Source organism: Leeuwenhoekiella sp. A16 (assembly GCF_047946675.1).
In the GTDB taxonomy this organism is placed as follows: domain Bacteria; phylum Bacteroidota; class Bacteroidia; order Flavobacteriales; family Flavobacteriaceae; genus Leeuwenhoekiella.
The window spans coordinates 736,124-762,111 of record NZ_CP172313.1; the positions used below are offsets into that span (position 1 = coordinate 736,124).

A 25,988-nucleotide genomic window follows, 5' to 3' on the forward strand; every position below is an offset into this window, starting at 1 on the left:
TGGAGGATAAATATGATGCTGCTTTATTAATTGACTACTTGTTCAAGAACTCAAGAAGTGGTTTTATAAATTGGTCAAAAGCCTCAATATGTGGTAAGTGACCTATATTAGGTATTTCTACCAACTCTGCATTTTTAATTTTATCGCGAGTCGCTTTCCCTAATTGATCGTAACGCCCCATCGTAGCTCTCACACTGTCGCTAACGAGAGGTTTCCCTAAAGCAGTTCTGTCACGTGTACCAATTATGAGCAAAGTAGGGTTTGTAATATTTTTAAATTCATAAACCACCGGTTGAGTAAAGATCATATCATAAGTTAGTGCAGCATCCCAGGCTATTTTAGGATAATCTTCTTCATTAAGCGTCCACCCGGCGAGCACATTAACCCATTTATCATATTCCGGTTTCCAGTTGCCGTCGTAATAACTCTCTTTTTGATAGTTCTTTATTGATTCATAATCTTTTTTAAGTTCGTTATCGTACCACCAGTCAATAGTCTTATAAGGCACAACAAGTTTCCAGTCTTCAAGACCAATAGGATTCTCAAGAATAAATTTTTCTACAGTTTCCGGAAACATCAAGGCAAAACGTGTGGCTACCATACCACCCATAGAATGTCCTAAAACCGATATTTTTTCAACGCCAATAGTATCAAGAAGAGTTTTTGTATTTGTTGCTAATTGCTGAAATGTAAATTGATAGTGTGCTGGTTTTGTAGATTTACCAAAGCCTATTTGGTCTGGAACAATTACGCGATAACCGGCTTTCGCCAAAGCGTTGATCGTTGTTTCCCAATAAGCACCGTTAAAATTCTTGCCGTGTAGAAGCATCACGTTATGACCATTGTAATTAGTTGGTTTTACATCCATATATGCCATTTTTAAATCCTGTTGCTGAGAATTAAATGTCATGTATGATACCGGGTAAGGATAATCGTAATTACTTAGATCTATATCCAGTTTTCTAATATCTCCCTTTTGTGCAAAGCAACCAATCGTAAATATTAGAGCAACCAGTGTTTGTATTATTTTTACTTTCATGTACTTATTATTAAAATATAAAAATTAGACGGGTATATTATTAATTAAAATATTCCTTTTTATCAACGCAATCTTTGATAATTAAAACCTGTGTAGAAGGTCCAAATTAAAGAATAGCTCCAATTATTAATACTAAAGCTTTCATAAGCTTTATGTAATTTTTGGAAGCCAAAAAAAGCTGCTCTAAGGCAGCTTTTTAGCAAATCAGGACGATTTTTAGGTATAAGAAACCGTATTCTCTGTTGTGGCTGAAAAGGAAGAAGAAGTAATAGTATCTACATATATCCACGATGAAGTGGCTTCCGCCTGCGTGAAAGTAACTTCTACATAGCCGCGCTGTGAAGCATTTAAATAATTAAGATCATCTATCAAAAGCTGAAATGCCTGCTGAAAACCAGCTACGGTATTTACATCCGTCCCCAGATAACCCTCAAGACCCGGCGAAGTCACAGAAGAGGTTGCAAATTCTTTTGCAACTTCATTACCGGCTGCATCAGTAAGGTTATTGTACCAGGCGTTGTGGGTATCACCTGCTAAGGCAACTACTTTTTTACCTGCAAAGGCCTGATATAAAATTTCGCGTTCAGCGGGATAACCATCCCACGCATCAAGATTATAAGGTAAAACTGTAGTAACGCGTGCAGTTTCTACGGCAGTTAATGTAGGGTCGCCCTGCACCATGCGTACTTTTAAGGTTGTTAAATCCTGCAGCTGTTGCTGAAACAAAGCAAATGTCGCAGCAGATGCACTTCCTGTAGCGCTTACTTCTGCCACAATCACTGAAAGTGTACCTAGTAATTCTGCAGGAATAAGCATTTTGCCCATTAAAACTTGTTGTCCTAAAACCTGCCAGGGCAAATTGCTTCCTGTAATTTCATTAATTAACCAGTCCCGTTGTGTGGCTCCTAATATTGTGCGCTCTGAGTCTAGCCATGCGGTTTGAAATGCAACTGCATCAAAAACGCCCAAATTGTCATAAAAATCGGCATAATCCAGCTGTTTATCGCGGCCTATTATACGCGTATCAAGCATAATAAGATTTACCAAATTACCTATATTGATAGTTCTGTATATTAAAGAGATATCTGTTGTTTTTACAGGAAGGTATTCACTATAAGCCTGAATAGCTGCCATTTTGCGCACTTCAAAATCTCCTTCTGATGCCTGATGATTCTCGGCGCCATTTTTATATGCATCATTTGCGATCTCATGGTCATCCCAAACACAAATAAATGGTTTCTTTTGATGCGCTAACTTGAGATCTGCGTCGCTCCTGTATTGTTTATAGCGCCTTCTGTATTCATCAAGCTGTATGACCTCTGTCGCCGGTTCTGGTTGTCTTGCTAATCCTGCTGTCGCCTCATTTGTGCCGTAAGAACCTGCTCCATATTCATAAATATAATCTCCTAAATGCACTATAATATCTGCATCAGAATTTGCCATTACCTGATACACATTAAACAATCCAGCCGGATAGTTGGAGCAGGAACAAACTGCCATTTTAACCCGAGAAGCATTTATGGGCAATGTTATTGTCTCACCAACATCTGATACTGTAGCATCTGCAACATTTATAAAGCGATAAAAAAGCTTTTGATCAGCATCTAGATTTTGTACTTCTACAGCTAGTGTATAATCACTAGAAGCATCTATAGCTACTTCACCACTTCTTAAGACATTAGTAAAATCCTGATCAAGACTTAACTGCCACACAATAGAAGCCATATCTGCTTCAGTATTATATCGCGTCCAGATTATTATTTGAGAAGAAGAAGGGTCAAAACTTGCCACTCCTTGTTCAAAATTAGATTGATTTAAATCATCTGGTATTTCAACCTCACCAGAAATATCATCATCGTCACTACAGCTGATGAAGTTTGTTGAAAGTACAATTCCGCCTGTAGCAAGTAGAGAATTGAATATAAATTTACGTCTTCCTAAATACTGGTTTTTCATATTGCTTTTTGTTTATACAATACTCTTAAACCATATTAAAACCTGTGTTAATTAAAGTTTATCAGATCATTACAAAAAAAAGAGGCCTAACGACCTCTCTTTTTTTATAATATGTATGTTTCTGTTATTTTGTTAGCTTTATCATTAAAACATCGTGAGAACCTATTGTAGTTTTTAAATTTTTAGATGTATCACCCAGCTCTTTATGATTAGAAAGATCTCTGATTTTATACATATTATTTTTGGCTTCAAGCCTTCGTCCGTTCACATCATCTGTAATCTCGTGGCGCCCCCATACAAAATCAAGATTCTGCGCCTCTTGGGTCATATTTACAAAAACCATTGCCCAGGCGTCGTTAGCTAACGGTTTAACCCACATTTCAAAAGCACCCTCATTAGAAAACCGTAGACCTTGTATTCCCAATTTATCCTGGTTTACAGCGATAACTTCTTTATTTGTAAGGGTTTTTATAGTCTCTTTTGATGCAGTACGCAGGTCGTTGCCCATAATTAATGGAGAAGCAAGCATACTCCACATCGCAAAATGAGTTCTGTCTTCTGCATCTGTCATTCCATTGCCAACTTCCATCATGTCAAAATCATTCCAGTGGCCTGGACCTGCAGCTTTGCGAATTCCCTTTCTCATTTTAATAATTTTCCATACTCCCCATGAAGACCAAGAACCGTGTCCTACTTCACAATCCCAGCAATTAATAATATCACCACTCACTCTCCATAGATGACCTACATCTTCTCCCCAGTTCCAGGGTTGATTATCTCCCCACTCACAAATACTAAAAACCATAGGTCTGCCAGCTTTATAGAGGGCATCGCGCATAGTAGTATAGGCGCCCTGAGCATTTATATTTTCAGTATTACACCAGTCATATTTTAAATAATCAATATCCCAGGAGGCATAGGTTCTCGCATCCTGATACTCGTGCCCCCGGCTTCCGGGATAGCCGGCACAGGTTGTTGCTCCTGCACAATTGTATAGACCAAATTTTAAACCTTTGGCATGTACATAAGCTGCCAGGGCTTTCATACCGCTAGGGAACTTCTCAGGATCTGCTACCAGATTTCCATTCTCATCCCTCTCGTGGCTCATCCAGCCGTCATCGAGAACTAAATAATTATAACCAGCGTCTTTAAGACCTAGTTCTACAAATTTATCTGCAACATCTTTTACAAGTTGCTCATTGATATCTGTACCAAAAGTATTCCAGCTGTTCCAGCCCATTGGCGGAGTTTCAGCAAGACCGTCAAATTTTTGAGCGAAGGTGTTTAAGCTCGTAAAAAGGATAATTCCTAAAAGAATTTTTTTCATCAAAATTGGTTTTACATTTTTGTTTAAATGAAAAAGCCCACCATAGAAAATATCTAAGGCAGGCTTTTTTTGGCTATTTTAAAAAATTATATTAGACCTAAGTCATCAATATAGATGGTGGATGGGGCGCTACCGCTGAATTCCTGAATTACAAATTCATTTAAAGTATCAGAAGCAGTACCTAGTTCACTAAAAGGAATAGTAAAGTTTGTCCACTCACCTTCAGTAATAGTAATGATCTTACCATTATCGTAATCACCATTAATCACCACCTTTACGTCACCTATACCAGCACCGCCAAAGATTGAAACTTTTATAGCACTATAATCAGACAATGGGATGGGAGCACCGCCATTACCTATTTGAAAACCACTATACCCACCTTCATAAACGCGTTCTACACTAAAATCTCCTCTTTTTACATGAGCTGTGTTTTCAAAATCCTGAGTACCTGACCAGCCACCTACCCACCATCCGGCAGCAAGAGCATCGTCATATATGACAAATTTGAAACCAAATGCCTGTGGCGATTGTGTAACACCACCAGCAGTCTCAACAAAAATGTAACTCTGTACAATTCCTTCAGGAACTCGCACCTCAATTTCTGTAGCTGTAGCCGAAACTATTTCGGCCTCAACATCACCAAAACGAACAGATTCAACTCCTTCAAAAATACTGCCTACAATAGTCACTATATCACCGGCACCTGCAGCAAGAGGGGAAAAGCTATCAATATCTGGCGCGGGTTGAGCTACGCTAAAATCAAGACTTGCAGATCCCGCTGTAGTTTCTACAACGAGTTTATCACTGCCGCCAAAATATGGAGCATCAGCAGGTACAGCTACCAGAATATTTGTGTCTGTTACTAATGTAGGATTAAAGTATGCTTCTGTGTCATTAAAAGTAATACGCTGTGTCGTAGAAAGGTTCTTACCATAGATCGCATACATATTGCTTCTTAAACCTACTGCCGTTGTTGAATCTTTTTCCACAAGGCTCACTCTGTCAAGAACAGGAGCTTCAACAGAAGTAGGCATTTGCGTAGTATCATCTGGCTCACAAGAGGCAAAAAGAACAACAGCAAATAAAGCCACCAATAAAGGCGAAAAGCTTAATTTCTTTTTAATTTTTTCCGTTATCATAATACAAATTTTTATTTACTTATTCAAAATCGTAAGGAACCGGCTCCTCTATTAAACGTGGGTTTAGCGCCACATCAACTGAAGGATAAGGCAAGGTGAAATCATCTGCTGCAGGAGTATACATTTCGGTGTAAACCTCACCAGAACCATCTGTAGCATAAGTTCCACGCTCTTGATTGCTTATCATATCGATAGCCATCTGGCGGTTTATTCTACCAAGATCAAACCAGTAATCACCTTCAATTGCAAACTCTATTCTACGCTCATGTAAAATATCTTCTAATGTTATAGAAGGAAAAGAACCTAATCCTGCTCTTTGGCGCACAGCATTAAATGATGCTAACGCCTGAGGGTCACTTGTACTTGCTCCACCTGCAAGAATAGCTTCTGCATTAATTAGAAGAACATCAGAATAACGCATAATATAGGTGTTGTTACCCGCAGATTGCGAAGCACTGTCACCATTATTATCACCAGGCGTACCTACCACATACTTCTTAATACCGGCTTGTGTATTTTGAGCATTAACATCGTCTGGAACTGTGTAACCACCGTCTGCTGCTCTTAAAGTGGGATAGAAATCGCCTGCAAGCATAATAGTAGCTTTTCTGCGCTCATCACCTGTTTCATAAGCTTCCTGAAGATCGATTGTGGGCCCAATCACGCCGTAGCCATCTCCTGTACCGGTAATAGCAGAACTTATAGCGAAAGAAGCCTGCATAGCATTACCATAACCGTAACCTCCGCTTGCTGTCCACTGTAAAGCGGCTACAGATTCTTCGTTATTATCATTAGCTGTTAAGAACAGATCATTATAGCTTTTGCTAGGTAATTCAGGACCACCGTACAATTTAAACTCACCACTATTTATCACTTCCTGAGAAAGCTGTCTCGCTTCAGCATATTCGCCCTGGTATAAATGTACTTTAGCTTTTAAAGCTTTAGCAGATCCACTTGATACGTGTGCATTTGCCTCATAGTTAGCTCCGCGTACTTTAGAATAGCAATTCTGAATTGCAAACTGAAGATCGCTTTCCATAAAAGTATATATGTCTTCAACTCTGTTTGTAGGGATTTGAGAATCATATACGTGATCTAGATTGTCTTCTATAATAGGCACAGGACCCCAAATTCTAACTAAATAAAAATAGGCCACAGCTCTCATAAAATGAGCTTCACCCAATGTATTATTTACAACCTCCTGAGGTACATCTGCAGAAACACGATCTGGAAGAAAATTAATAATAGCATTAGATTGTGCTATTACACTCCAAAGAGAGCTCCACCCGTCAGTTAGAACCCCGTTATCTCCAGTTATAGTAAAGTTGTAAAAGTTTACAACGTCTCCAGAATATGTTCTGGCATTACCAGATGAAAGCTCTGTTATAGACCAGAATGCCTTTGTGTTAAAGTTAAACCAGGGAGAGCCATATAGTGTGTTAGTATTAGCCACTAATTCTTCCTCGCTTGAATAGAAATTATCAAGGGCGATCCCATCCTCTGGTGGGCGCTCTAAAAATTCTTCAGAGCAAGAGCTCATCACAGACAAGATCCCTAATAATAATAACGTGATTTTGTTTTTTAAAAATTTCATAATTTCTTTTTATTAAAACTCAACATTTAAACCTAGAGTGAAAGTTCTTGAGATAGGATATCTTCCTCTATCTACTCCCATTTGTAAGGCGTCACCGTTATATGCTCCTATCTCCGGATCGTACCCACTGTAATCAGTAAAAGTGTATAGGTTTTGAATGGTACCATATAATTTTATATTGGTAAGGTTTAGCTTATCCAGAACTGCATCTGGAAGATTGTAACCTAAGGTCACATTTTGAATTCTTAAGTATGACCCATCTTCAATATATCTGTCTGAAACAAATAAGTTCTGGTTATCATCCCCGCGACGTGGTCTTGGGAAAGATGCATCTACATTAGTAGGTGACCAGTAATCCTGCGCTTCGTCAAGTTGATTTGTGTATAATCTTGCAAGCCCTGTTGTTTCTTTTCTGGTAAGGTTCATAAGATCATTACCATAAGATCCTTGTAAGAATATGCTAAGATCAAAATTCTTGTAAGAGAAGTTGTTTGTAAAACCAAATGTAAAATCTGGATGTGGATTACCTATATACGTGCGGTCTTGCTCATTAATAACACCATCTTCATTAACATCTACATACTGTACATCACCTAACCAGTTGTCACCTTGCGCATCAGAATAAGGAATCCCAAATTGTACAGGCGCATCTGCTATTTGCGCTTCAGTTCTAAATATACCTTGTACTTTGTAACCGTAGTATTTACCTAGTGGTTCACCTTCTACCGTTCTTGTAATGGGAGAAGAAAGAAAACCTGAAGTTACAGAACGTATTACTTCAAGACCGTCCTGATAAAGATCTGTCACCTCATTTTGATAATGAGAAACATTTAAATTAGTAGACCAAGAAAAATCTTTCGTTTTCAAAGTGGAATAACCTAAAGATACATCTATACCTTTATTAGTCATCTCACCCAGGTTAACATAAGGAGCGCCAATACCCCCAAGATATGAAGGACCTCCGGTTAAATAGATAGGAAGAGGTAATTGGTATAAAAAGTCTTTAGATATTTTATTGTAAACCTCGATAGTTGCATTAAGCCTATTATCTAACAATGTAAAGTCTAAACCAATGTTAGCTTGTCTTGTTTCTTCCCATTTAAGTTCAGGGTTAGGAATGTTTGTTACAGAATAACCAAGACCTACTCCTGTTTGAGCGTCAGAAAGACTGGCGCCATACAGATAATTAGGAATATCCTGATTACCCACAACTCCATATCCTACATTTAGACGAATGTTATCTACAACTTCATTCACACTCTCCATCCAGGGCTCATTATAAACCTTCCATGAAGCTGCAAAAGATGGGAAGTAACCCCATTTATTATCTCCTAAAGCATCAAATTTAGAAGAACCATCTGCTCTAAAAGTAGCGGTAAGACCATACTTATTTTTAAAAGAGTAGATAGCACGACCGTAATATGAATTTAATGAAGCGCTACCTTGGTAAGCATCATAGGCTGTAAGATCACTTGCATTATTAAGAGTCTGAATATTATTATTTACGAAACCTGTACCCGTAACCTGGTTACCATCCCAGGATGACTCCTGAGCTTCCTGACCTAATAAAAGATTTAAATTATGCTCACCAAAGGTTTTTGTATAATTAAAGTAGTTTTTTATAATCCAGAACTGGCTTTTTGCTCTTTTCTCAAACAACGTAGCGTTCTCGTTAATAAATCTACCCCATGAATATGTAGGTGTAAAAATGTTGTTATCAATAAACTCAAAACTACCACCTACTTCATTTCTAAAGGTAAGCCCGTCTGCCAGTTTAAATTCAGAAAAAATATTACCCAGCGCACTATATTTCTTTAATTTGTTTGTTTGGCTTAAAGCCAAAGCTACCGGGTTAATACTCCCCTCAACAGCTGTAGGATCATTAGGTGGTCCTGCAAAACTTCCGTCAGGATTTCTAACTGCTACATCTGGTGATTGTAATAGACCCAAACTTACTATACCATCTCTGTTTCCGTTAAGAGTAACATCTTCAGTTGTACGGCTACCGGTAATATTAGCTCCTATTTTTAACCAGTCTGTAACCTGAGCATCAAGATTGGTACGTATTGTGATCCTTTCAAATCCAGAACCTAAAACAATACCTTCCTGATCTAAATAACTTCCTGAAACTAAATAGTTAACTTTTTCTGAACTTCCTGAGTAGCTCAACTGGTGGCTTTTCATTATTGCTTGTTGAAAAACCTCATCCTGCCAGTCTGTTCCTGATCCTAATAATGCCGGGTTAGAAAATTCTACACGTTGAGAAACCCCGTATTCTGTAGCTAAAGAGTTCTGAAGTCTTGCATAAGTGCGCAAATCCATTACATCAAGTAATTTTTGCGGCTCTTGTAAAGCAAGGTAAGTACTATATCTTAAAGTACCTTTTTCTCCTTTAGCTCCACTTTTTGTTTTGATAATCACAACACCATTTGCTCCACGAGAACCGTAGATCGCAGTTGCAGATGCATCTTTTAAGATATCTACAGACTCGATGTCGTTTGGGTTAATACCAGCTAGCGGACTAGAACCAGTCTGACCATTACCATTAAAGCTGGAAGCATCTGTTCTTCCGCTTGTACTTAAATTACGTGAGTCCCCAGAAATAGGCACACCGTCAATCACATATAAAGGCTCATTATTACCGGTAATTGAGGTTATACCACGTATACGCACAGAAACGGCAGCACCCGGCTTACCAGAATTCTGGCTTATTGTTACACCTGCAGCCTTACCTTGCATAAGTTGATCAATACTAACCTGTGGAATGTTTTCAATCTCATCAGACTCGATACTGGCAACAGAACCATTTACATCCTGACGCTGTTGAGCACCATACCCAATAAGAACTACTTCATCAAGACTCTCTGCACTTTCTGCCAATGTCACATCTATTTGTGTACGATTGCCAACCAGCTCCTCAGATTCCTGAAAACCAACATAACTGAAAACGATAACGTTTGAGTCAGACGCTGTGATTTCATAATGGCCATCAAAATCGGTAGAAACACCGTTACTTGTGCCTTTTACAATAACATTTACTCCTAATAATGGAGTACCACTTGAATCATAAACTGTTCCCGTTACTGTTTTCTGAGCAAAACTCTGAAATGCAGCACACAGGAAGACTAATAGAAAAAGCCTCGACGAACTTTTTAAATTAAGAATAGAATTAATTTTAATGTTGTGCATGAAATAAAATTTAGGAATTTTATTGATAATTAAATAGCGTATTATAGAAATGCCACAAACCTCCCTAAGAATTTATTATTTTAATAATTAAAGAGAGTTTTTTTGTGATTTTCAAAATTAGGTGGATTGACAAACAAGCGTTAATAGTATTTTATCATTTGTTTATCATATTTTGCCTAAAAATATCTGTAACCACAAAATAATTTAACATTTATAACGTTACATCGGCATCCTTTCACAAAATTCAACTGCGCAAAGACTTACGTAATAAGCAGTTCAAAAGTTTAAAACTCGCTGATTATTTTTTCGAAAATGAATTGAACAGTGCAATTTTAAGCCAAAATAAACCGATTTTCAGGCCTTTTAATCTACTTTTTTTAGGAGAAATTCTCAGAGAACACGCTTTATGCCTTTAAATTCTTCCCTAAAATCACTGGGAGTACATTTCTTTACCTTTTTAAATACACGATTAAAGTTGGCTATGTTATTAAAACCGCACTTAAAACCAATTTCCCCTATACTTAGATCAGTTTCTATAAGCCATCTTGTAGCATAACTTATACGCGTATCATTAGTATATTCTATAAAAGTTTTACCTGTTCTGCTTTTAATAAATCTATTAAAAGAGACAGGGCTCATATTTACAAGTTCAGATATTTCAGAAAGCGAGATCTTCCGGTTAAAATTCTCCTGTACATACTCATAGATCTTCTTGATCTTTCCGCTATTTTCAAAGTTCTTATTTTGCGATATATACGTAGACAGGAGTCTTTGATTACGCGAGTTAGCGAGATCATGAAGAATTGAGATCAACTCCAGAAAGTAATCAATACTGTCAATTTTAGAAAGCGTCATCATGCGCGGCATCAATTCCTGGGTTATCTTTTTTGAAAAATGGATGCCGTGATTAGAGCGATTAAGCATGTCTTTTATAGGCTTAAAAATACGTCTGGAAAGCATTCTTTCGTCAAAAAGATCTTTGTGAAACTGAATAGTGATCTCATGTATCTTACTTTGCTCACAATGATGTAACTCCCACCCGTGAACCAGATTGGGCCCCACTAAAACTAACTCAATATCACCTATTTCTTCAAGACTATCACCTACAACCCTACGCACTCCCTTACCATTATGTATAAAATTAAGCTCATATTCGGGGTGAAAATGAATGGGAAAGTCAAAATCTGCCTTAATTCTGTCAAAAACTAAAAAGCTGTCTTCAGGAGCAAGCTGAGTTATTTCCCGATGTACGTTCTTAAGCATTATATTTTCATCCATAGTTAAGTAAGTAAAAATGATACCAATAAATGATAAAATCCGATTAACGTTCTATTAACACCTGATTTAAATTTGAATGTTTTTAAAAATCAGCTGTCATATTTATTAAAGTGCTAATTATAAGTAAGAAAACATTAGAATTGTCTATTTCTCTTCAAAAATAAGTTTTTTAGCATATGAAAAATACGTTTAGGTTAACTTATTTTGTCAGTTCATTGATACTTTTCTGTTCCTGCAGCAGCACGAAGTATTTAGATATCTCTAACGTAAAAGTTACAGACGCGCTCGCAAGCAACCCCACAAAATTACTATATGAGGAAATTAAAACGATTGCGGCAGACGGGATTGCAATAGGTCATCAGGACCCTACGGCTTATGGTATAAACTGGAAGGCTTCGACAGAGAATTCTTATCGCAACGATATTCATGATGTAACAGGTAAATATCCGGCTGTTCACGGCTGGGAGCTTGGTCATTTAGAACTAGGCAATGATATAAATCTGGATACAGTTTCTTTCGCATTAATACGAGAGCAGATTATCAAAACATATCAGCAAGGCGGTATTAATACATTGAGCTGGCATCTTGATAATCCGGTTTCTGGCGGAACGTCGTGGGACGTCACTCCTGCAGCCTCAACCATTTTAAAAGGTGGTGCAAATAGAGAGAAATATGAGGTTTGGGTAGACAGGCTTGCAGATTTCTTAAAATCCTTAAGAACTCAAAAGGGGATAACTATTCCCGTGGTTTTTAGACCATATCACGAGATGAATGGTTCCTGGTTCTGGTGGGGCGCTAAAAATTGCAGTGTAGAAGATTACAAGCAATTATTCCGAGACATCGTAGACATGCTAGAAGCTAGAGATGTTCACAATGTGCTTTATGCATTTGCTCCTAATACGCTCAACAGCCCAGATGAATATGAACGTTTTTATCCCGGCGATGATTATGTAGATATTTTAGGGGTTGACATTTATAATCACAGCGGTGATGAAGCTTTTGTCAAAACCCTGAAAAAAGATATTCTGGTAGTAAAAGATTTCGCTGAAGCGCGAAATAAACCATATGCTCTCACAGAAACCGGCAATGTAAAACCCGGTGGTGCAGACTGGTTTACAAAAGTGCTGTATCCCGGCATAGAAAACAGTGGTATTGCGTGGGTTCTTTTTTGGCGTAATGCCCGGCCGTCACACTACTTTGCAACATATCCCAATGAGCCTGCGGCAGATGATTTTATTGAATTTGGGAAACAAAAGGATGTTCTCTTTATGGAGGATCTTCAGAAAATGAATTTTAAAGTAAAAAACAAAGCAAACTAATATGCTACAACCCTTAGATATTGCAATTATACTTCTGTATTTAGTAGGTACAATTGTAATAGGACTTACACTTCGCAAAAAAGCACAAAAGAGTAAAGAAGATTATCTTTTAGGCGGAAATACGCTACCCTGGTACATGCTTGGTCTTTCTAATGCTTCAGGAATGTTTGATATTTCTGGTACAATGTGGCTGGTGACGCTCACTTTTGTATATGGTTTTAAAAGTATCTGGATTCCCTGGTTATGGCCTGTTTTTAATCAGGTTTTCTTGATGGTATACTTGTCTGCGTGGTTGAGAAGATCTAACGTAATGACTGGCGCAGAATGGATTCTTTTTCGTTTTGACAGTGGTAAAGGCGGAAGACGTTCACACACCATCATTGTTATTTTTGCTATTTTAAGCTGTCTGGGTTTTCTGGCATATGGTTTTATAGGTTTAGGGAAATTTGTTGAAATTTTTATTCCCTGGGAGGTCGTGAGTACCTATGTGCCATTTGATGTGCCTGCGGCCTATATCCCCCACTTTTACGGCGTTATTTTTACTCTTTTTGCCGTTTTTTACTCGATTATAGGAGGTATGTCCGGTATCGTCTGGACAGATGTTTTACAATACACGATCATGACAGTTTCTTCTATTGCAATTGCTGTGATTGCATGGCAGGCATTGGGAGATAATACACTTAATGTACCTGAAGGGTGGATGAACCCATTCTTTGGCTGGAATCTCAATATGGATTGGGCCGGTATAATTGACGAGGTCAATACAAAGATCGCTTCAGATGGATACTCGCTTTTTACCATTTTCTTTATGTTGATGGTTTTTAAAGGGATTCTTTCAAGTATTGCCGGGCCTGCACCCAATTATGACATGCAGAAGATCCTTTCTACTAAATCACCTCGGGAAGCATCTAAGATGAGTGCTTTTGCAAACGTCGCACTTATGCCTACGAGATATCTTATGATAGGTGGTTTCTCTGTACTTGCTATACTTTTCTACGATCGTTTAGACCTTAGAACAGCCGGTCTACTAGATTTTGAAAAAATATTACCGGCTGCTATTCAGCAATTTGTACCTGTAGGTCTTTTAGGTCTTTTACTTGCCGGGCTTTTGGCTGCTTTCATGTCAACTTTCGCGGGAACGCTAAATGCTGCACAAGCTTATCTGGTTAACGACATTTATCTTAAACATTACAACCCCACAGCCACACACGATAAGGTTAAGAAAATGAACTATGGTAGCGGTATCATAGTGGTACTTGTAAGTATAGTTTTAGGTTTCTTTATTCAGGATGTGAATTCAATTCTGCAATGGATTGTTTCTGCACTTTATGGCAGTTATGTGATTTCTAACGTACTTAAATGGCACTGGTGGAGATTTAATGGTGAGGGCTATTTCTGGGGGATGTTATCTGGTATCATACCCGCTCTTGTTTTCCCATTGTTTACAGATACGCTAGACCTGTATTATTTCCCCATAATTCTGGTAATATCTCTTATAGGCTGTATAGCTGGCACTTATAGCGCCCCGCCAACTGATGAAAAAGTGTTGATGAACTTTTACGATAAAACACGCCCGTGGGGATTTTGGAAACCTATTTATGAGAAACTAACCTTACAAAACCCAGAATTTAAAAGAAACACAGCATTTAGCAGAGATATGTTTAATGTGGTGATTGGTACTGCAGGACAAACTTTGCTTGTGGTATTGCCGCTGTATTTAATTCTGCATGAAAATCTATCATTTATAGTTTCTCTGGTTTTACTTATTGCCTGTGTGGTGATACTAAAGTTTAACTGGTGGGATAAAATGGACAAAGAACTTTAATAAAATATAGAATGAGTCTAACCAAAACTGACAAAAACGTGGCTAAGATTAAAAACTACGATACTTTGATGAACAACTATAAAGAATTAGTTGGTAAAAAGAATGAACCTACAGACTTTACTAATGAAGTCTATCAACGCTATCAAGACCCAGTAGTGACTGCAGACCATGCGCCAGTACACTGGAGATATGATCTTAATGCCGAAACAAACCCATTGGGTCTAGAGCGTTTTGGTATAAATGCCACCTTCAATCCGGGAGCGATGAAATGGGGTGATAATTACGTGCTTGTAGTACGCGTTGAGGGTTATGACCGTAAATCATTTTTCGCTATAGCAGAAAGCCCTACAGGTGTTGATCAATTTGAGTTTTGGGATAAACCTATTGTTCTTCCTCAAACTTCAGAACCTGATGTGAATGTGTATGATATGCGTTTAACGCGTCATGAAGATGGCTGGATCTACGGTATATTTTGTACTGAAAGAAAAGATCCTAATGCTCCGGCAGGTGATGCAAGCGCAGCTGTAGCTAATGCAGGTATTGCAAGAACAAAAGATCTTGTAAACTGGGAGAGACTTCCCGATCTTATCAGCAACACCGGGCAGCAACGTAATGTTGTTCTGCACCCGGAATTTGTAAATGGTAAATATGCTGTTTACACAAGACCTCAGGATGGTTTTATTAGCGTAGGTAGCGGTGGCGGTATTGGCCTGGGTTATATAGATGATATGTCAAATCCTGTGGTTCAGGATGAGAATATAATTAATCACAAGGTATACCATACTGTTTACGAACTTAAAAATGGTCAGGGACCGGCTCCTATAAAAACGGAAGATGGCTGGTTACATCTTGCTCATGGTGTGCGCAACACTGCCGGCGGACTTAGATACACATTATACATGTTTATGACAGCCCTTGATGATATCTCAAATGTAACGCATCAACCCGGCGGTTACTTTATGGCGCCTAATTACTACGAGACTGTGGGTGACGTGCCTAATGTACTTTTCGTAAATGGCTGGATAGAAGATGAAGGGAAAGTCTATATCTACTATGCATCATCAGATACAAGATGTCACGTAGCTACATCTACAGTTGAAAAACTTGTAGATTATGTAAAGAATACTCCTAAAGATAAATTTCACTCTGCAGAATCAGTTCATACAATTATTGATCTTGTAGATAAAAATAAAGGACTCTATTAATGAGCAACAATTTACCAAATACATTTTTCACAGATCTTAAACAGGAATTGGGTGCGATCACTCAATACTGGAAAGATTTTAGTGTAGATAATGAAAATGGTGGTTTTATAGGGCAACGGGATCATTATAACAAAATGATCCCCAATGCCTCTAAAGGAATAATCCTGAATGCCCGCATTCTCTGGTCTTTTTCTGCAATCGCGAATTATGATGCAGATTATGATCTCAATCCATTTATGGAGCGGGCGTTTAATTACCTCTATGACTTTTTTAGAGATAAAGAAAACGGTGGTGTTTTCTGGGAGTTAAACGCAACCGGAGAACCAATAGTTAAAAAGAAACAAATCTATGCACAGGCATTTGCCATTTACGCGCTTAGTGAATATTATTTAAATACTCAAAACAACAAGGCTAAAGAATGGGCTATAGAACTCTTTGACCTTATAGAAAAACACGCCTTTGACACCGAAAAAGACGGTTATATAGAAGCTTTTGAAGCAGACTGGTCGCCCATTGCAGATATGCGATTGAGCGATAAAGATCAAAACGCTGCGAAAACAATGAATACGCATTTGCACGTTCTTGAAGCCTACACAACGCTTTACAAGATTTATCCTGAAGAGCGCGTTAAAAAGGCGCTCGACAACCTTATAAAACTCTTCCTTGAAAAGTTTTTGAATAGCGAAAACAACTTCGAGCTATTCTTTGATACAGACTGGAATCTTACCAGCGATATTGTATCATTTGGGCACGATATTGAAGCCCTGTGGCTACTTATTGAAGGTGCCAAATCTTCCGGAAATAAAGAGCTTCTTTTAAAAACACAAGAGGCTGCTGTACCCGTTGCAGACAAATTTCTCGAGTACGGCTACATAAAAAACAAAGGTGTTCTTAACGAAAAAGAGCGAAGCAATGGCGAAATTGACACAGATCGCCATTGGTGGCCCCAGGCGGAAGCTATGGTTGGTCTCTTTTATGCCAATGAGATAAAAAGTGACTCCCGTTATACCGAAGCTATTCAGGATATATGGAATTTCACCAAAGATCATATCATAGATTCTAAAAATGGAGAATGGTTCTTTAGGGTTGATGAGAATTTTCAGCCTTATAAGAACGAAGATAAACTGGGCATGTGGAAATGTCCCTATCACAATTCACGCGCCTGCATCGTCCTTCTGAAAAAACAATAATAATCTTACACTGCTATGAAAAGAATTTTACACTTAAGCTACGTCCTTATATTTTCAATTCTTGCGAGCTGTAGCAGTGATTCCGATGTTTTTGATGATCCTATCCAGGAAAATCCGGAAGAAACACCTCAAAATCCGCCAGAAACACCCGAAAATCCGGAAAGTCCGGAAGAAACGCAGGGCTATTATCCCACTCCTTCAGAGACCTCTTCTTACATGGTAGATGCTAACGCTACTGCAGAAACCGTTGCTCTTTTCTACAACCTAAAAGGGAATTCTCAAAATCACATTATTATAGGTCAACAAGATGCTTTTAATGCTTTTTATCAGAATAACAGTGGCGAGTCTGATATGATGAAGCTTACCGGTAGCGATCCCGCACTGCTGGGTTCAGATTTTATGTTTATCACAGATGACAATAATGACGGGACCTCATCAAACTGGTTCTACCAGCAAGAATTACAAATTACAAGCGATGCTGTTGATGCGTATAATAAAGGCATGGTAAATATATTTTGCTGGCACTTTAGAGAACCTTATGAAGGGCAGAATTTCTATACCAGCGAATTATCAGATTTTCAGAAATACAATGCTTTTGCAAGTTTACTTCCAGGTGGTGAAAACCATGACTACTACAAAACCAAACTAGAGAAGATCGCCCAGATCGCTAAAAATATGGTTGGTAATGATGGGAATCTTGTCCCTTTTATCTTCAGGCCTTTTCACGAATTTGATGGTGATTTTTTCTGGTGGGGAGCTCCATATTGCACTCCTGAGCAGTTTAAAACTCTCTGGCAATTTACAGTAGAGTATCTGCGTGATGATCTTGATGTGCATAACATCTTATACGCTTACGCGCCAGACAACAGTTATATCACAAAAGCTGCTTACCTAGAGCGTTATCCCGGCGATGATTATGTAGATGTTCTGGGCATGGATAACTATGGCGATCTGTATGCACAAGACGGTTCCGGCGTTCAGTTGGCAAATGATAAACTTAAAAACGTATCAGAACTTGCTCTTGAGAAGGTAAAAATTTCCGCTTTAAGCGAAACAGGCTTCTTTGTAGATGCAAATACAACTCTCGCTTCAGATTTTTACTCAAATAACCTCTATAAGGTTTTAACAAACAACGGTATTAAAGTAGGCTTTATGATGTTTTGGCAGAATTCTAATTCGTCATATACAGTCCCAGTTCCCGGTGTGGCAGGAGCTTCAGATTTTATGACATTCATAGAAAAAGACGAGCCGCAACTGCTCAATTCCATTCCAGATATGTATTCCATGCCTAATTAATAAGACTATATAACGAGCTAATTTTAAGATTATTACACTAAAGTCAATATTGGTTTTATATTTTATTTAGTCGCTTTCGCGAAAGCGACCGTGCACAACAAAAATCAACTTATAATGCAAAAACAATACATTATGAAACGACTAATATCTCCACTTGTTCTGATGATTCTTGCCATTGCCAGTTCAGGTTTTAGCTTACATGAAAAAGATAAATTATTTCTGATGAATCAAGAAAATGATACGATAACTAAAAAGGTAGATTCACTTTTAAAGATCATGACTTTAGAAGAGAAAATTGGCCAAATGAACCAATATAATGGCTTTTGGGATGTAACCGGCCCTTCCCCTGAAGGTGGCAGCGCAGAGAAGAAATATGAAGACCTGCGCAAAGGTTATGTAGGCTCTATGCTAACTGTGCGCGGTGTAGACCAGGTGCGTGCCGTGCAAAAGATCGCTGTAGAAGAAACCCGTCTTGGTATTCCCTTGATTATTGGTTTTGATGTAATTCACGGGTATAAAACTTTGAGCCCTATTCCACTGGCAGAGTCTGCCAGTTGGGATCTTGAGGCGATCAAAACTTCGGCTAGTGTGGGTGCTGCAGAAGCCGCAGCTTCTGGTATCAACTGGACGTTTGCCCCTATGGTAGATATTTCTCGTGATGCTCGCTGGGGCCGCGTGATGGAAGGTGCCGGTGAAGACCCTTACCTAGGAAGCAAGATTGCTGCTGCCCGCGTACATGGTTTTCAGGGTGATGATCTTGCAGATCCTTTAACGGTTGCCGCTTGCGCAAAACATTTTGCCGGTTATGGTTTTGTAGAAGGTGGTCGTGAGTATAACAAAGCAGACATTGGTACGGCAACATTGCACAATATTATTCTTCCTCCGTTTAAAGCTGCAAAAGATGCCGGTGTGAGAACGTTTATGAACGGTTTTAACGAACTAAACGGTGTTCCCGTTACCGGAAGCGAATACCTGTTGCGCGACATCCTGAAAGGCAAATGGGGTTTTGACGGTTTTGTGATCTCAGACTGGGCTTCTATTGGTGAGATGATGGTGCATGGTTTTGCAAAAGATAGTGCCATGGCTGCCCAAAAAGCCGTTAAAGCCGGAGTTGATATGGATATGGAAGCGTATGTATATGTAAATTCCCTTGCTGAAATTGTACGTTCAGGCAAAGTTGACGAAGCTCTTATAGATGATGCGGTACGCAGAATTTTGACAGTAAAATATGAGCTTGGTCTTTTTGACGACCCTTATAAATATTGTGACGAAGCCCGTGAGAAAGAAGTTGTAGGAAGCAAAGAAAATCATGAAAAAGTACTCGATATGGCTAAAAAATCGATCGTACTGCTTAAAAATCAGGATAACTTGCTTCCTCTTAAAAAAGAAGGTCAAACCATCGCTTTAATTGGTCCGCTGGCAGGTGATAAAAATAGTCCGCTGGGGAGCTGGAGAATTGCTTCAGACGACAATACAGCTGTCTCGGTTAAAGAAGGTTTAGAAGCATATAAAGGCAATAAAATCCTTTTTGAGAAAGGCGCAGATTTGGTTACTGGCGATGTGACTTTTATTGACGAACTCACATTCAACACTACAGATACAAGTGGTTTTGATGCTGCTGTCGCTGCTGCGAAAAAAGCCGATGTTGTGGTTCTTGTAGTTGGTGAGCACGGTTTCCAAAGTGGTGAAGGTCGTAGCCGTACAAATCTTGATCTTCCCGGAGTACAACAAGAGCTGATGGAAAAAGTTTATGCGGCAAATCCAAACGTAGTTTTAGTTTTAAATAACGGCAGACCTTTGGCGCTGGAGTGGGCTTCAGAGCACATACCTGCGATTGTTGAAGCCTGGCATTTAGGTACCGAAACCGGTAATGCCGTAGCTCAGGTGCTGTATGGCGATTATAACCCAAGTGGTAAATTGCCAATGTCCTTCCCAAGGAATGTGGGTCAAACACCGGTGTATTATAATCATAAAAACACAGGTCGCCCTGTAAATCCCGGAGGTACAACAGTTTTCTGGTCGCATTATACAGATACTGAAAACACACCGCTTTATTCCTTTGGTTACGGCTTAAGCTATACCACTTTTGAATACAGCAATTTTAAACTGAACAAAAGTGAATATGCGATTGACGAACCTGTAACTGTAAGCGTTGATGTAACCAATACCGGCGATTATGATGGTAAAGAAGTTGTACAATTATACATTCATGATCTTTTTGCGAGTATCACAAGACCGGTAAGAGAATTAAAAGGTTTTGAACTGGTACCGCTTAAAAAAGGAGAAACCAAAACGGTTACCTTTACCTTAGATCAGGAAACGCTTGGTTTTTATGACCAAAACGGTGATTTTCAGGTAGAATCGGGCGATTTTGATGTGTTTGTAGGTGGTAATTCTGATACTACTTTAAAGCAGACGTTTACTCTTATGGAGTAAAAACCCCTCCGCCTTTGGCACCTCCCCTTAAAAAGTGGAGGAACTTTAAAAAACTATAAAACCCCGATTGCTTTTAGCAGTCGGGGTTTTATTATAATAACTATTTTGTTGTGAGTATTTCTATTCTGTCATTCGAAGGAGGTACGACTGAGATATCGCATCCATTCATAAGTCCAAGAAATTACATTTAACTGGATCTACTCCTCCCCTACCTCAACCATAAAACTGGAAGCGGGTAAATCTGCAGAGTTATACAAACCGGGAATGGCAATATTGCCCCAGCCGTAGCGTACATATTTGGGTTCTTTTATATCAGATCTTAGTGTTAATTCGCCGTTTTTGAGTTTTACCTTCTTGGCGAATTTAAAATCCTTATCAGCTCCTGCAACTTCAAAAAGCGCATTGGCTCGTTCTTTATTTCCAAAATGTAAACCGTCTGCGTTTTTAAAGATGACTTCTATTTTACTACCGTTTGCAACGGCATGATCTATTAACGGACTTTCAGCTAAATCCTCACTTGTTTTGTAATGCTTGCTCAGCGCCAGATTTGCAAAACGCATCCCTACCGGCTTTTTGTTTTTAGGATGGATATCATCATCTTCTCCCAGATCACCTAAAACGACCATTCCCGTATTAGGAACAGCCAATGCTTTACGTTGTGCATCACGTATTTCTACTCCGCTAAAATTATCGCCGTAATTAAACGGAGCGATCTGGGCGTAATAGAACGGAAAATCCTGATCCCATTTTTCGCGCCAGCTTTTTATTAAAGTAGAGAAGGTATTGGTATAATATGATGCGTTAGATGTATTAGACTCGCCCTGATACCAGATGACACCGGCAATATTATAAGGAACAATTGGGTTTATCATCCCATTATACGCCCGGGCAGGTTCACTGGGTCCCCACTGCTCTTTTTTAAGCATTTCTGCTCCTGTAGAAAGTGAGTCGCTTTTTTTAAAAGCATCGCCGGGAATCCAGATCTCAGCAGGTGTACCGCCCCAATTAGAGCCTATTAAACCGATGGGAACATCTAATTCCTCATTTAGCTTTTTCCCAAAGAAATACGCAATCACACTAAAACTTTTCATCGTTTCAGGTGTGCTTTCTACCCATGTGGCATCTACATCATTCTGCGGATATTCTGCAGATCTGCGAGGAACATCAAAAAACCGAATATTAGCATTTTTCGCGGAAGCGATAGCCTCTTCTGCTCCTATCATACCTGCACCTGCGCTCCATTCCATATTAGATTGCCCTGAAGCAACCCAAACCTCGCCTACCATTACGTTTTCAAAAGTAATGGTATTGTAACCTTTTACAGTTAACGTATAAGGGCCGGGACCGGCTGGAGTTTTTAGTTTTAACTTCCACTCTGCCTGTCTGTCTGCTTTTGTGGTTAAAGTATCCTGTGGACTCCATGAAGCGACAACTTTTACATCTTCACCGGGGCTTCCCCAGCCCCAGATATCAACTTCAGTATTACGCTGCAATACCATATTATCTGAGAAGATATGTGGCAATTTTACGTTTGCCCAACCACTTGTCACAGCCATAGATAAAAGCAGCGTTGAAAAGATCGATTTAAATTTCATGTATTATGACTTTAAAATCTTTTCTATCTGCTGCAACTCATCATTAGAAAACTCAAGGCGCTTTAAAGTCTCTACATTATCTAGCAGTTGCGACACTTTACTCACTCCCACAAGAACCGAAGTAACTCTGTCATCTTTTAATAACCAGGCGATTGCCATTTGAGCCAAACTCTGATTGCGTTTTTGTGCGATCTCATTAAGTGCCTGAACCTTCTCAACAACTTGTGGCGTGATCTGCTCTTCACTTAAATAACTTCCTGCAGTGGCAGCGCGAGAATCTTTAGGAATTCCGTTTAAGTATTTACCCGTTAAAATACCTTGCTCTAAAGGCGAAAAAACGATACTTCCTGCACCTACTTTTTCTAAAGTGTCAAGTAACCCGTCATCTTCTACCCAACGGTCCATCATATTGTAACGCGGCTGATGAATTAAGAATGGTGTGCGCTGTTCTTTAAGTATCTCTGCAGCTCGCGCAGTATCTTTTGCATTGTATTGAGAAATCCCAACATATAGTGCTTTACCTGAACGCACGATCTGATCAAGAGCTCCCATGGTTTCTTCTAGCGGAGTATCAGGATCTGGGCGGTGGTGATAGAAAATATCAACATAATCAAGACCCATACGCTGCAATGATTGATCAAGACTGGCAATAAGATATTTACGTGAACCCAAGTCACCATAAGGACCAGGCCACATATCCCATCCTGCTTTTGTTGAAATTATAAGTTCGTCACGATATGGTTTAAAATCCTGTTTATAGATCTGCCCAAAATTACTTTCGGCAGAGCCGTATGGAGGACCATAGTTGTTTGCGAGATCAAAATGAGTTATTCCATTATCAAAAGCGGTTCTTAAGATAGCACGCGCATTTTCAAAATTATCGTTGTAACCAAAGTTATGCCATAGCCCCAGCGAAAGCAGTGGTAGTTTAATACCGCTTTTACCGCAGCGGCGATACTGCATGTCTTCGTAGCGATTTTCTGCTGCTACGTATGTTTTTGTAATATTCATAATTGGTGTTTATTGATTAAGTAAATCTTTATAGAATGGTATTAACATGTCTGCCATTTTTTGATGATCGTCAAGATCAGGATGTGAGCCACAGCCGCCGGGAGTGATCGTGTCAAACTCAAAAACAGCGATGGTATGATCATCTGCAAAAGCATCTTTCACTTTGTTAAGACACTCTAGCAGCACTTCTCCCTTATCACCAGAAATCATAGGGCTGGTAAGTAATGCAACTTTTGTATCAGGATAGCGCTCATAAACTCCTTTTACAAAACCTATGTATGCTTCAGTATATTTCTCTTTACTAAAAGGAAGTCTTTCTTTCTCCCCATCACCTTCAGAAAGGTCATTTGTACCCAGACAAATACTCACTAAATCGGGTGAATACTGGTCAAAATCCCACAATTTATCCTTATTTCCGTCAAGGTTTAAAGTTTCATAAACATCTGGCATAACCGGCGCAGTGTCTTCATCATTCCAGTTGCGATACATACCCATGCCTGAAACAGAACTCAAAAGATATTTTGCATCTAATGCCCTTGCCGAAATAGGACCGTAAGCCAAATATGCATTGTGCTGGTCATACCAAACATCTGTTGTCCCGCATGGGATTTCTTCTATATCTGCACCCATACCGCAGGTTATAGAATCGCCTATAAATTCTATTGTTTTATCTGGAATATTAGTAACCTCTGTTATCTTTTTACCTTCGGCACCTAAAAAAATGACTCCGCCATTACTGGCTTCTGTAGCTTTGTAAATGCCTATACCATTCACGCTACCTTCTGGCAGCTTGATCCCAATTTTATTAATTGAATCTGGCTCTACCTTATACCGTTGCAGATACTCGCCATTAATAGCTACAGAAATGTAATTGTGACTATTGGTCTGGCTTTTTAAGTAAAGTGTGATAGAATCGTTTTCTGTATTGAAGGTTACAGATGATGCCGGACTTATAAAAACCGTAGAGCTGTCTGTAAGTTGCTCTGTTCTGCCTTCGTAATGAAAGACTTTATTATTGGCGTTTAAAAAGGTTGATTTTTCTGCTTTTTCTTCGGTTTTGCATCCTAGCACGACAAGAAAAAACAAGGGTAGTAGTAAAGCGATTTTATTCATCTAGTTTTATTTTGATTAAAACTAAAACAAAGATTGCATTTGCGCATAAAATATCTGCTTAAACTGTACTAAAATCGGCTAATAATAGCATAAAATCTCCCCTTAACCAGAACCTTTTCTCGTAGACTAAAGCACTAAAACAAAAAACCGATGTTCTCTAAAAGAAACACCGGTTTTATTCACCAATTATAATTAACAAAACTTACTAATTTACTTTCTCTAAATCTAAATTTGTCTTTTTAATGAGATTAGATAATACTCTGCATTTTCTTTCGAGCAAATCGCATTTTTTTTCAATTTTGCTTTTAGAATTCTCGTCTTTTTTTATCTCCCGGTAAATAATCTTAGGAGCCGTATAATTTACTTTAATTGTCATATTACCGCGTTTTTATTAAAGTGCACGTTTAAGCTGAATAACCCAAGAAACTGTATTTTTAACTTCATCCATCTGGTAATACAGTAGCTGCTTTAAATTTGCAGGTATTTTTTTTGTCGCTAATACTCTCTCATATTCTAAGTAACATTTTTCATCTGCTCTAAGGCAACTTTCAAGTAAATAATCTGGATCAAAAATGAGAACCAAACTTCTTAACCACATAATAATCATATGAGCCGGATTTGTTATTATTTTATCCCAATACCCATTTCCTGACGGTTTATCATCCAGAAAAAAAGATAATTCATTATAGAATTTCTGCCTCTTATCTGCCTGCTCATCACAATATTCTTTTAGCAACTTTTTATTGTTTACTGTAAGGCTACATGCCGTTCGATATTTTTTCTCTGCTTTTGACATTAAATATGCCAGATACCGAATGTCTTTGGTTAGATTTTTAGGAGTTTTCATAGTTTGGTTGTTTGGGTTGTTCAATAAATTTGTCTCTTAAAGTTACATTTGAGAAAAACTATATTTTGACGTTTTCCATATAAAAGTTAACACAAAAAATATCAGCTCCTCATTTAACATTATTAAAACCAGATTCTTACAAGTAATATATGTAATGTGAAATATTTCAATAGGTAAAAATTTATTAGTATCAAAAATATTACGTATTGTGTTAAGCAATAGAAGAATATACTCCTAGATTTGTTTAAGAGAAAAAGAAACTATGATTATTGAATAGCAACCTAATTCCAACCTAATTCCAGAAAAATATTCGGGGGTATGATTTTTCTGGAAACGAAAAGCTATTCATAAAAAAACCGGTCTTATGACCGGTTTTTTGTTTTTATAAAATGAAAGAACCGATGTTCTTAAAAAGATCACCGGCTCCCTCACATTTATAATTAACAATAAAATCTTAATCTATGGTATCCAGGTACCTGCTGGTTTTCTTTATTAGTTTAGCTATACTGCTACATTTTTCCTCAAGCCTTGCGCATTTTGCATGAATTCTTTTTTTTGCTATCATTGCTCGATCCTCTTCAGCAGAAATAATTTTGGGAGCTGTATAATTTATCGTAGTTGCCATG

Annotated in this window: 18 protein-coding genes; 6 read left to right on the top strand and 12 right to left on the bottom strand. The window is 38.4% G+C overall.

Annotated features, from left to right (window positions below; genetic code table 11):
* Positions 1–34: 34 nt before the first annotated feature.
* From ACH3O9_RS03190 to ACH3O9_RS03220, 7 genes are all read right to left on the bottom strand, one after another.
* Positions 35–1,039, bottom strand: coding sequence for an alpha/beta fold hydrolase (locus ACH3O9_RS03190; protein ID WP_416444324.1), 1,005 nt, complete (start codon positions 1,037–1,039; stop codon positions 35–37).
* 216 nt (positions 1,040–1,255) lie between these two features.
* Positions 1,256–2,995 (bottom strand): alkaline phosphatase D family protein, encoded by a 1,740-nt coding sequence (locus ACH3O9_RS03195; protein WP_416444326.1) that lies wholly within the window; start codon positions 2,993–2,995, stop codon positions 1,256–1,258.
* A 124-nt stretch (positions 2,996–3,119) separates the two neighbouring features.
* Positions 3,120–4,322: a glycoside hydrolase family 27 protein gene (locus ACH3O9_RS03200; RefSeq protein WP_416444328.1), complete on the bottom strand. Its 1,203-nt coding sequence runs from the start codon at positions 4,320–4,322 to the stop codon at positions 3,120–3,122.
* Positions 4,323–4,408: 86 nt separating this feature from the next.
* Positions 4,409–5,464 carry an IPT/TIG domain-containing protein gene (locus ACH3O9_RS03205; protein WP_416444330.1) on the bottom strand — a complete coding sequence of 352 codons (1,056 nt, stop codon included), beginning with the start codon at positions 5,462–5,464 and terminating at the stop codon, positions 4,409–4,411.
* A gap of 19 nt (positions 5,465–5,483) precedes the next feature.
* Positions 5,484–7,058 (bottom strand): RagB/SusD family nutrient uptake outer membrane protein, encoded by a 1,575-nt coding sequence (locus tag ACH3O9_RS03210; protein WP_416444332.1) that lies wholly within the window; start codon positions 7,056–7,058, stop codon positions 5,484–5,486.
* A gap of 12 nt (positions 7,059–7,070) precedes the next feature.
* Positions 7,071–10,247, bottom strand: a complete 3,177-nt coding sequence (locus tag ACH3O9_RS03215; protein WP_416444334.1) for a SusC/RagA family TonB-linked outer membrane protein — start codon at positions 10,245–10,247, stop codon at positions 7,071–7,073.
* A gap of 390 nt (positions 10,248–10,637) precedes the next feature.
* Positions 10,638–11,525: a helix-turn-helix domain-containing protein gene (locus ACH3O9_RS03220; protein ID WP_416444336.1), complete on the bottom strand. Its 888-nt coding sequence runs from the start codon at positions 11,523–11,525 to the stop codon at positions 10,638–10,640.
* A gap of 176 nt (positions 11,526–11,701) precedes the next feature.
* Here ACH3O9_RS03220 and ACH3O9_RS03225 point away from each other — a divergent pair, with 176 nt between their 5' ends.
* The 6 genes from ACH3O9_RS03225 to bglX all read left to right on the top strand — a co-directional run bounded on the left by ACH3O9_RS03225 (position 11,702) and on the right by bglX (position 20,796).
* Positions 11,702–12,844 (top strand): glycoside hydrolase family 26 protein, encoded by a 1,143-nt coding sequence (locus ACH3O9_RS03225; protein WP_416444338.1) that lies wholly within the window; start codon positions 11,702–11,704, stop codon positions 12,842–12,844.
* Between the two features lies 1 nt (position 12,845).
* Positions 12,846–14,669: a sodium:solute symporter family protein gene (locus tag ACH3O9_RS03230; RefSeq protein WP_416444340.1), complete on the top strand. Its 1,824-nt coding sequence runs from the start codon at positions 12,846–12,848 to the stop codon at positions 14,667–14,669.
* A gap of 68 nt (positions 14,670–14,737) precedes the next feature.
* Positions 14,738–15,874, top strand: a complete 1,137-nt coding sequence (locus ACH3O9_RS03235; RefSeq protein ID WP_416446616.1) for a glycosidase — start codon at positions 14,738–14,740, stop codon at positions 15,872–15,874.
* Entirely contained in the window at positions 15,874–17,064 is a 1,191-nt protein-coding gene (locus tag ACH3O9_RS03240) for an AGE family epimerase/isomerase (RefSeq protein ID WP_416444342.1), read from the top strand. Before ACH3O9_RS03235 ends, ACH3O9_RS03240 begins: the two co-directional genes overlap by 1 nt.
* Before the next feature lie 15 nt (positions 17,065–17,079).
* Complete coding sequence (locus ACH3O9_RS03245) at positions 17,080–18,360, top strand: glycoside hydrolase family 26 protein (RefSeq protein WP_416444344.1); 1,281 nt, start codon at positions 17,080–17,082, stop codon at positions 18,358–18,360.
* Between the two features lie 132 nt (positions 18,361–18,492).
* Positions 18,493–20,796 (top strand): beta-glucosidase BglX, encoded by a 2,304-nt coding sequence (gene bglX, locus ACH3O9_RS03250; protein WP_416444346.1) that lies wholly within the window; start codon positions 18,493–18,495, stop codon positions 20,794–20,796.
* Between the two features lie 197 nt (positions 20,797–20,993).
* Here the strand turns inward: bglX and ACH3O9_RS03255 are convergent, their stop codons facing one another.
* The 5 genes from ACH3O9_RS03255 to ACH3O9_RS03275 form a co-directional block, all read right to left on the bottom strand.
* Positions 20,994–22,391: a sialate O-acetylesterase gene (locus tag ACH3O9_RS03255; protein WP_416444348.1), complete on the bottom strand. Its 1,398-nt coding sequence runs from the start codon at positions 22,389–22,391 to the stop codon at positions 20,994–20,996.
* A 3-nt stretch (positions 22,392–22,394) separates the two neighbouring features.
* A complete protein-coding gene (gene mgrA, locus ACH3O9_RS03260; RefSeq protein WP_416444350.1) occupies positions 22,395–23,402 on the bottom strand; it encodes an L-glyceraldehyde 3-phosphate reductase in 1,008 nt (335 codons plus the stop codon).
* 9 nt (positions 23,403–23,411) lie between these two features.
* Entirely contained in the window at positions 23,412–24,515 is a 1,104-nt protein-coding gene (locus tag ACH3O9_RS03265; protein ID WP_416444352.1) for a GDSL-type esterase/lipase family protein, read from the bottom strand.
* A 391-nt stretch (positions 24,516–24,906) separates the two neighbouring features.
* Positions 24,907–25,362: a hypothetical protein gene (locus ACH3O9_RS03270; protein WP_416444354.1), complete on the bottom strand. Its 456-nt coding sequence runs from the start codon at positions 25,360–25,362 to the stop codon at positions 24,907–24,909.
* 454 nt (positions 25,363–25,816) lie between these two features.
* Positions 25,817–25,987: a hypothetical protein gene (locus ACH3O9_RS03275; RefSeq protein WP_416444356.1), complete on the bottom strand. Its 171-nt coding sequence runs from the start codon at positions 25,985–25,987 to the stop codon at positions 25,817–25,819.
* Between the last annotated feature and the right edge of the window lies 1 nt (position 25,988).